The sequence below is a fragment of the Bacillus sp. C30 genome (assembly GCF_040838255.1).
In the GTDB taxonomy this organism is placed as follows: Bacteria; Bacillota; Bacilli; order Bacillales; family Bacillaceae_G; genus Bacillus_A; species Bacillus_A mycoides.
Map to the genome: position 1 here is coordinate 1 of NZ_JBFPJH010000119.1, position 9,428 is coordinate 9,428.

A 9,428-nucleotide genomic window follows, 5' to 3' on the forward strand; every position below is an offset into this window, starting at 1 on the left:
CGTTTTTAAAATATGTACCTTTTGGGAGGTTGAAATAGATTTTTAATTTTGATTTTCTGTGTGGAATTATATCGACGAAAATGACTTTTTTGAAAATTCACAAGGGGTGTTAAATGTTAGTGGAATAATGAACACTATGTCAGATGTTTTTTAGGGGCACCTGATAATTGTTGAAACGGGGAATTAAACATGGAAAGAAAAAAACCAATAATTTTCTGATGATTTAAGTGGTAATTAGAATATAAATAGAAAAGGAATTCAATAGGATTCCTTAGGTGGTAATCATTTATTTACTGCCAAAAAATAAGTGAATCGAGCCAATATGACTATTGCACTTAAAATAAATAACAGCTTTTTTGTAAAGTGAATCTGCATAAACTGATTCAGAATCTTATAAGAATCCATATGAAAAGTATTCATACAAATAACAAACAGCCCGAGTTCCAATGAGGAACTTGGGCTGTTTGTTATTTCCTTTCCTAGCACTACTCTATCGCCATCAAAACAAAAGAACGAGTGATCCCACTTTATGGTTATGTGCAAAACATAAACTAGTAGAAGGTTTGTATTTTTTTATCTTATGTATCCCACCCTGCACAAAAAAATATTTCTCAACATTTAATTGTTGAAAAACATTGAATATTCTCTATAAAGAGAATATTATGTTGCTATCGGCAAAAAAAACGATAATTCGCAGACACTGGGGAGGAAATGCATTGAAAAAGAATAAGAAGTTAAAACCATTATCAGTTTTAGCAACAGCGGCAGTACTAAGTAGTAGTTTTGCTTTTGGAAGTCATGCGGCGTATGCTGAAACACCAACATCATCTCTACCAATAGATGAGCATTTAATACCGGAGGAGCGTTTGGCAGAAGCGCTAAAACAACGGGGCGTAATTGATCAATCTGCATCACAAGCTGAGACGTCAAAGGCTGTCGAGAAATATGTTGAGAAAAAGAAAGGGGAAAACCCTGGTAAAGAAATCTTGACAGGAGATAGTCTTACGCAAGAAGCTTCTGATTTTATGAAAAAAGTAAAAGATGCAAAAATGAAGGGAAATGAACAGGCGCAGCAGCCAACAGTAGGGCCAGTAGCTGGACAAGGTGCAGGATTGAATTCTAGTAAATTAAATGGAAAAGTACCTACTGCACCAGCGAAGCAAGAAGAGTACAACGGTGCTGTTCGAAAAGATAAAGTACTTGTTTTACTTGTAGAATTTAGCGATTTTAAGCATAACAATATTGATCAAGAGCCAGGGTACATGTATTCTAAGGACTTCAATCGTGAACATTATCAAAAAATGTTATTTGGTAATGAACCATTTACGTTATTTGATGGATCGAAGATTAACACATTTAAACAATATTATGAAGAACAATCTGGCGGCAGCTACACAGTGGATGGAACTGTAACGGAATGGCTTACTGTTCCAGGAAAAGCTTCAGATTATGGTGCGGATGCAGGTACTGGCCATGATAACAAAGGTCCTTTAGGGCCGCGTGATCTTGTGAAAGAAGCATTAAAAGCAGCGGTAGCAAAAGGAATTAACTTAGCTGATTATGACCAATTTGATCAATACGATCAAAATGGTGATGGAAATAAAAACGAGCCAGATGGCATTATTGATCATTTAATGGTTGTACATGCTGGCGTTGGTCAAGAAGCTGGCGGCGGTAAATTGAAAGATGATGCGATTTGGTCTCATCGTTCAAAACTTGGATCAAAACCATATGCGATTGATGGCACAAAATCTTCTGTTTCGAATTGGGGCGGAAAGATGGCTGCATACGATTATACAATCGAGCCTGAAGATGGAGCAGTTGGTGTGTTTGCGCATGAGTATGGTCATGATTTAGGATTACCAGATGAATACGATACGAAGTACTCAGGACAAGGTGAACCTGTTGAGTCATGGTCTATTATGAGTGGCGGCAGCTGGGCTGGAAAAATTGCAGGAACAGAGCCAACAAGTTTCTCACCACAAAATAAAGAGTTTTTCCAAAGGAATATGAATGGCAACTGGGCGAATATCGTTGAGGTAGATTATGATAAACTTCGCACGGGAGTCGGTGTTGCAACATATTTAGATCAAAGTGTTACAAAATCAAAACGACCAGGAATCGTTCGTGTTAACTTGCCAGACAAAGATATTAAAAATATCGAGTCAGCATTTGGTAAGAAGTTTTATTACAGCACAAAAGGAAATGACATTCATACAACACTTGAGACACCAGTATTTGACTTAACAAATGCCAAGGATGCTAAGTTCGATTATAAGGCATTCTACGAACTTGAAGCGAAGTATGATTTCCTTGACGTATATGCGATTGCAGAAGATGGAACGAAGACACGTATTGATAGAATGGGCGAAAAAGATGTAAAAGGCGGCGTGGATACAACTGATGGTAAGTGGGTTGATAAATCATACGATTTAAGCCAATTCAAAGGGAAAAAAGTAAAACTGCAATTTGAGTATTTAACAGATATTGCAGTAGCTTATAAAGGATTTGCGTTAGATAATGCTGCATTAACTGTAGATGGCAAAGTTGTTTTCTCAGATGATGCAGAAGGCGGGCCAGCAATGACGTTAAAAGGATTTACTGTATCTAACGGATTGGAACAGAAAAAAAATAACTACTACGTAGAGTGGAGAAATTACGCTGGTTCTGACACGGCGTTACAACATGCGCGTGGTCCAGTCTTTAATACAGGAATGGTTGTATGGTATGCGGATCAAAGCTTTACAGATAACTGGGTAGGTGTTCATCCAGGTGAAGGATTCTTAGGAGTAGTAGATTCTCATCCAGAGGCAATCGTAGGTACATTAAACGGACAACCGACTGTGAAGAGCAGTACGCGTTATCAAATTGCCGATGCGGCATTCTCATTTGATCAAACGCCAGCATGGAGAGTAGATTCGCCAACTCGCGGTATCTTTGACTATAAAGGATTACCAGGCGTTGCAAAATTTGATGACTCTAAGCAGTACATCAACAGTGCAATTCCAGATGCAGGACGTAAGTTGCCGAAACTAGGATTGAAGTTTGAAGTAGTAGGTCAAGCTGAAGACAAGTCTGCAGGTGCAGTTTGGATTCATCGATAGAATAAGGTGAAACTATGAGAGCTGTCCATAAGTTGGTGAAACTGACTTATGGACAGCTCTCTTCTTATTGTGGAAACGAGGCAGCTTAGTTTAGGAAGCAGTTCACTGGAAAGCAATTCTTTGAAAGTGGCTATAGTAAAAAATATATAGACTATCAAATATAGAAATGGAATCAAAACTCTATACTTTCGGAATTTTTTACGCAGGCAAACCATTGACCTATTATCTCGTTATGATGCTTAATAATTTGAGACGCCGATAATATTGTAGAATTATATGTACTATGTCCATTCTTTACAAGAGTAACGTCATACCCTAAGCTGTATGCACGCCGGCATGTTGCATCTATGCAAATTTCAGATTGAATTCCTGCTATAACAACTCGTTTTATATTTCTCATTTCCAGCTCTTGTTGAAGACTCGTTTTATGAAAAGAATCCGGATGATTCTTTTCAAGAACGACATCTCCTGTTGCTGGAGCAATTGATTTATGAATTTCCCATCCAGGTGTCCCTTGGCTAAGCAAGGAACCAGACTTCCCGTTAAACTTCATATAAAAAATAGGGGCTGAAGCAGAACGGGCTTTAGAAATCAATAATTGAATAACTCTTAATAATTCCGTTCTATTATATAGGACTTTTTTCTCTTCAAATGAACCTACCTGTACATCAATAATAAGGAATGCTGTACAGCTTTTCATCATAAATACCCTCCTAATACGTGGTCCAAAAATACAAAAGTGAAATATATGCAAACTCCAATGCTATGCACATTTAATGTATCCAAAAGTTCCAAAGAATATTGCATGGAGGTATGAAGTGGATTCCAATAATTACAATTAGTAAAAACTGTTTTAAATAAAGGACATGAAATTGGCAATCATACAATGAATTATGTTAAAAGGTATGTTCTCAGGATTATATTGCGATTTTAATGGGGGTAGCATTGTTTTTATAGGCTACATTTTAGCGAAATAAAAGCTCGAAAAACGATATTATTTATATATTCGCAAGTAAAACAGCATAATATCAGTATGAATCTCTATAACAATATGAGTTTTTGCATATTTTGAAATTTAATATATCCTCCGAAAAGTTTTAATTGTATAATGTGTTTTGTCATATTCTTTTAGATTTTTCGACAAAAAATAACAAAAATAGAAGACGTATTGGGAGAATACATTATGTACATAAAACTATTAAAATCAATTACATCCTTATCACTTATTGGTGGTGCTTTATTATATACAAATGGCAGTGATGTGAAAGCTGCTGAAACGGGTGCTTTTTCGGATGTACCTACATCGCACTGGTCCTATCCTGCGATTAAAGACTTAGCGAGTAAAAATATTATTTCAGGTTATGGAAATGGGATGTTTGGTTTTGGTGATGTTGCGACGCGGGAGCAAGTTGCAGCTTTAATTTATCGTGTGTTAGTACCGAATAAGCAAGGTGGTACGTTTAGTAATGATGGTGCTCGTTATGTATTACAAGATGGGTCTACTTTAAATAATCCGTATGGAGATATTCGCTCAGGTTCTACAATGTTTCCGGAAGAGGTTTTAACGTTAACGAAATTGGGGATTTTTAAAGGTGATGGAAATGGCGGTTTTAGACCGAAAGATTCTGTTAGCCGCGCAGAAATGGCGCAAATTATTAAAAATGCGTTCCAAGTTTCAGCTAAACAAAAACATACATTTAATGATGTTCCAAATGGGTTTTGGGCAGAAAACGCGATTAGTGCGGTGCAGTCAAACGGGATTGCATCTGGTACAGGAGACGGGAAATTTGAACCAGCTAAAACGGTAATGCGTGAACAGTATGCACAGTTTTTATATAATGCATTGAAATATAAAAAGCCTGAGGTTGCGGTGCAAGATACAGGAGATGCGGCATTATTAGCAGCATTCAAAAATGAAGTACAAACGCGTATTAATACGTATGAAACGAATATTACACTTCCATATAAAACGAAAAACAGTAATACAAAAGAAGTGATGAATACACTTTTTAACGCATATGAAGAAGTCGCAAATAAAAATGAGTATACAAATTATAATAGATCGAATGTTTCATACTCACTATCTGGATCGCCAGGGAATTATACGTTTACGCTAAATATTACATATCGTGAAACGAAAGAACAAACAGAATATGTGATGAAACAAGCGAAAGCGATCGTTTCTTCTATTATTCAAATGGGAATGGATGATCATGAAAAAGTGAAGGCAATTCATGATTATGTTGTAAAACATGTTTCTTACGATACGTCTTATAAAGCGTATACAGCATATGAGGCACTCGCGAATCGTTCTGCCGTTTGCCAAGGTTACACACTATTAACCTATCAATTATTAAAAGAAGCTGGAATTGAGAATCATTTTGTAGTAGGAACTGGAGACGGTCAGCCTCATGCTTGGAATTTAGTTAAAATCGATAGCAAGTGGTACCATCTTGATACAACATTTGATGATCCAGTGCCAGATGTACAAGGCCGCGTAACGTATTCATATTTCAACTTATCAGATGAGCAAATTGCGAAGAATCACGTGTGGAACCGAGGGGACTATCCGCAAGCTACAACAAACTATTATAGTACATTAACAAATAAAATTGCGACAGGTGGTACGAAAACACCTGCATATCAGCAAATATTAAAAGATACAAAGTTAAATTATTTAGGAAATGAATATATCGCAAATAACTATAATGAATTCAAAAATAAAATGCAGCAACGTTATAGCACAAAGTCAGCAAAGATTGAAATTCTTTATAAACAATCAATGGATGGCGCATTGCAAGATGTGAAAAAAGTAATTGGAGAAATCGGTTATCCGCAAGGAGCGAACCGTGTTTCTTATAAAGCTGAGCCGTATAATGCGAAAGAAGGATATTCTTTAGTGACGATTACGTTTATGTAAAAAAGCAACCTAGATCCTATGAGATCTAGGTTGTTTTTTTGTACCTAAATTTGACATATACAGTTAGACTGTATAAAATAAAACTATACAGTTCAACTATATAGTTTAGCTATATATTAATCGTTACATTGGAGGTCTTTATGAATAGAGATAAAAATTTACCATTAACGGAAACAACGTATTACGTTCTTTTAGCTTTATTAGAGCCAGCACATGGATATTTAATTATGCAAAAGGTGGAGGAACTTAGTAATCATCAAGTGAAAATCGCGGCGGGTACATTGTATGGTGCGGTTGAAAATTTATTAAAGCAACAATTAATAGAATCGGTAAAAAGTGAAGATAAACGAAGAAAAGTGTATGTCATTACTGAACGAGGGAAAGAAGTATTACATTTAGACTTTATGAGGATGCAGCACATTGTTGGAGTTACAAAAAGCTTATTAAATGTATAGTTAGGGGGAAGCGATGATGTGGAGATTGAAATTCTTTTTAGACTTTGAGAAAGAGGAGAAATGGTTAGAAGAGATGGCTTGGAAAGGCTATCAACTAAAAAGTAATACATTCGGTTATAGATTTAGAATCGCAGAACCGGAAGATGCGAAAATTAAAATAGACCATAGAGTATTTAATAGACGAAGTGATTTTATTAATTATTGTACGTTATTTGAAGATAGTGGCTGGAAGCATATAGCCGGTAATCGGTGGTCAGGAACGCAATATTTTAAAAAGGTAGATGAGGAAAGTGAAGATGACATTTTTTCAGATCAAATGTCACGAGCAGGGAAGTATAAGCGTCTATCTAAGACATTTTTAGAATTGGCGATATGTTATTTGCCACTGTTAATCCTATTTATGTTTAATAAAACAATTGATCTAGGAGCAATTATAAATCCAAGAGAACTATACTTTACGCCAGGGTTATGGGATAAGCAAGGCGCAGCATTTTTAGGATCATTTTTATTTGAAACGCCATTTGCATTAATGAGGGGCATTTCATGGTTGTTTATCCCAGCTGCGATTGGTATGTTTTTCTTTTTCTCATATAAAGCAAAACGATTGTATGAAGAGAGAAAATACTAAGAGGACCCCCTTAAAGCTGATGTTTTGAGGGGGATTCTTTTGAATTTGTAAATGGTGTACTTGGTTAGCTTGATGGGCATGGGGTAGAGTCAGGAAAATGCGGATTTACAACGCTAAGAAAGTTTCAATGGTCTTAGAGAATCTAATGAGACCACTTTCTCTGAATTAAAATGGTATTCTCCTAGTAAATTGATATGTTCCCAACCTAAAGGTGACATATGATGCAATAAGTCCTCATTAAAACTACCTATCCGTTTTTGATATTTAACTGCTTTTGTTAGATGTAAGGTATTCCAGATACTGATGGCATTGATAATTATGTTTAAGGAACTGGCCCTTTGCAATTGATGCTGTATGGTTTGTTCCCTAAGCTCACCTTGTTTTCCGAAGAAAATAGCTCTTGCAAGTCCATTCATGGCTTCTTCTTTAATTCGAATGGTGGCAGCACCTTTTATTAGAATTGTCCATTTGGTGTAACAACTGCTTTTTTGTAAATAATATGTTTGTTAAACAATTAATTAAGGGGGACTTGTATGCCACAGGATCGAAAAGAAAAAGTTCAAAACGATGCATACGAAGGAAAAGAGATCATGCCAGATAATCCACAATATCTACCGCGTCATGCGCAAATGGAGCTGCCTCACGAATTTTCTGTAAATCCTCTGTTTGCCCGCGAAGGAGAATCAGTCGTTCCGCGCTTTCACATGCCTGATGAAGGCATGTTACCAGAAACAGCGTATCAAATCGTCCATGATGAAATTGCTCTTGATGGCAATGCCCGCTTGAATCTTGCAACATTCGTTAGCACATGGATGGAGCCTGCCGCAGAGCACTTATATGCCAAATCATTCGATAAGAACATGATTGATAAGGATGAATATCCACAGACAGCCGAAATTGAGGAGCGGTGTGTCCGCATTTTAGCCAACCTCTGGCATTCGCCCACTCCCCTTACGACTATGGGCGTTTCAACAACTGGATCGTCGGAAGCATGTATGCTCGGGGGGCTTGCGTTAAAGAGACGCTGGCAAAATGCACGCAAAAGCGAAGGGAAGCCGGTGGATCGGCCCAATATTGTGTTTAGTTCTGCTGTTCAAGTCGTGTGGGAAAAATTCGCGAACTATTGGGAGGTTGAACCACGCTATGTGAAGGTTAGCCCAGAGCATCCCCGATTGGATACTCAGGGGGTCCTCGCTGCCGTGGATGAAAATACGATTGGTGTGGTACCGATTCTCGGTGAGACTTATACCGGGCTTTACGAACCGGTTGCCGCCATTGCGAAAGCGTTGGACGATTTACAGGAGAGGACGGGCCTCGACATTCCCATGCATGTGGATGCGGCTTCGGGGGGATTTATAGCACCGTTTCTTCAACCAGATTTAGTCTGGGATTTTCAATTACCGAGGGTGAAGTCCATCAATGTATCCGGACATAAATATGGATTAGTCTACCCTGGGTTGGGTTGGATAATTTGGCGGGAAGCTGAAGATCTCCCTGAGGATCTAATCTTCCGCGTCTCCTATTTGGGCGGGAACATGCCGACTTTTGCCCTGAATTTCTCTCGTCCTGGCGCACAAGTGCTCCTGCAATATTACAATTACCTGCGTTTGGGGAAAAGTGGGTACTATGATGTCCAAAGGGCTTCTCAGAAAGTCGCTCTTTTTCTTAGCAAGGCGATTCAGAAGATGGAACCGTTCGAACTTTTGTCCGATGGTTCGGATATTCCGGTTTTCGCTTGGCGATTGAAAGATGGTTACACATTAAACTGGAATCTTTATGATTTATCTCGACAATTGCGTGTGTTCGGCTGGCAAGTACCCGCCTATCCATTGCCTCCAGATATGGAAGCGGTGACGATTATGCGCGTTGTGGTTCGAAATGGATTTTCCATGGATCTTGCGCATTTATTTTTGAGGAACCTCAAACAGACCGTTGCCTTTCTGGATTCCCTGGACGGGCCTATGCCACATGATACGAAATGTGATAATGGGTTTCATCACTAAATGAAAAAAGCCTAATTTCTTCATATTTAATTGAGAAATTAGGCTTTTTAATATTGAAATTTCCTTAACGTTGTAAATCAGCATTTTTCTGACGCACCCCATAAAGAAAAGACACCCATATATGAGTGTCTTTTCTAATAGTTTGTTTAGCAGAAGCAGCTAGCTCCAACTATGATTAATAAAATAAATAATACAACTAATAAAGCAAAGCCACCGCCACAACTACTACAACTACCACCAAAGCCCATAATAGTTCTTCCTCCTTTAGAACCTGTCTAAAATCTAGGGTATAATCTATGTAAAAAGGATGATTCCTAT

At 37.8% G+C, this 9,428-nt stretch carries 7 protein-coding genes and 1 pseudogene; 5 read left to right on the top strand and 3 right to left on the bottom strand.

What is annotated here, in order from left to right; translation table 11 throughout:
• Nucleotides 1–716 precede the first annotated feature (716 nt).
• On the top strand, nucleotides 717–3,104 hold the full coding sequence (locus tag AB3X49_RS12960; protein ID WP_367962518.1) for an immune inhibitor A domain-containing protein: 2,388 nt from the start codon (nucleotides 717–719) through the stop codon (nucleotides 3,102–3,104).
• Nucleotides 3,105–3,276: 172 nt separating this feature from the next.
• Here AB3X49_RS12960 and AB3X49_RS12965 read toward each other — a convergent pair whose 3' ends face one another.
• The gene (locus tag AB3X49_RS12965; RefSeq protein ID WP_033730911.1) at nucleotides 3,277–3,807 is read right to left on the bottom strand and encodes a cysteine hydrolase family protein; all 531 of its coding nucleotides are present in this window, start codon (nucleotides 3,805–3,807) and stop codon (nucleotides 3,277–3,279) included.
• Nucleotides 3,808–4,287: 480 nt separating this feature from the next.
• On the opposite strand from AB3X49_RS12965, the gene AB3X49_RS12970 reads away from it, so the two are divergent.
• The 3 genes from AB3X49_RS12970 (at nucleotide 4,288) to AB3X49_RS12980 (ending at nucleotide 7,107) form a co-directional block, all read left to right on the top strand.
• Entirely contained in the window at nucleotides 4,288–6,024 is a 1,737-nt protein-coding gene (locus AB3X49_RS12970) for an S-layer homology domain-containing protein (RefSeq protein WP_367962520.1), read from the top strand.
• Between the two features lie 140 nt (nucleotides 6,025–6,164).
• The gene (locus tag AB3X49_RS12975; protein WP_002134744.1) at nucleotides 6,165–6,479 is read left to right on the top strand and encodes a PadR family transcriptional regulator; all 315 of its coding nucleotides are present in this window, start codon (nucleotides 6,165–6,167) and stop codon (nucleotides 6,477–6,479) included.
• A gap of 13 nt (nucleotides 6,480–6,492) precedes the next feature.
• The gene (locus AB3X49_RS12980) at nucleotides 6,493–7,107 is read left to right on the top strand and encodes a DUF2812 domain-containing protein (RefSeq protein ID WP_367962522.1); all 615 of its coding nucleotides are present in this window, start codon (nucleotides 6,493–6,495) and stop codon (nucleotides 7,105–7,107) included.
• Between the two features lie 113 nt (nucleotides 7,108–7,220).
• On the opposite strand, the pseudogene AB3X49_RS12985 reads toward AB3X49_RS12980, so the two are convergent.
• A pseudogene (locus AB3X49_RS12985) lies at nucleotides 7,221–7,535 on the bottom strand (Tn3 family transposase); the annotation flags it as partial.
• Nucleotides 7,536–7,640: 105 nt separating this feature from the next.
• Between AB3X49_RS12985 and gad the strand changes: the two are divergent.
• Nucleotides 7,641–9,110 (top strand): glutamate decarboxylase, encoded by a 1,470-nt coding sequence (gene gad, locus AB3X49_RS12990; protein WP_367962524.1) that lies wholly within the window; start codon nucleotides 7,641–7,643, stop codon nucleotides 9,108–9,110.
• Nucleotides 9,111–9,256: 146 nt separating this feature from the next.
• Here the strand turns inward: gad and AB3X49_RS12995 are convergent, their stop codons facing one another.
• Nucleotides 9,257–9,358: a YjcZ family sporulation protein gene (locus tag AB3X49_RS12995; RefSeq protein ID WP_000505688.1), complete on the bottom strand. Its 102-nt coding sequence runs from the start codon at nucleotides 9,356–9,358 to the stop codon at nucleotides 9,257–9,259.
• Nucleotides 9,359–9,428 lie beyond the last annotated feature (70 nt).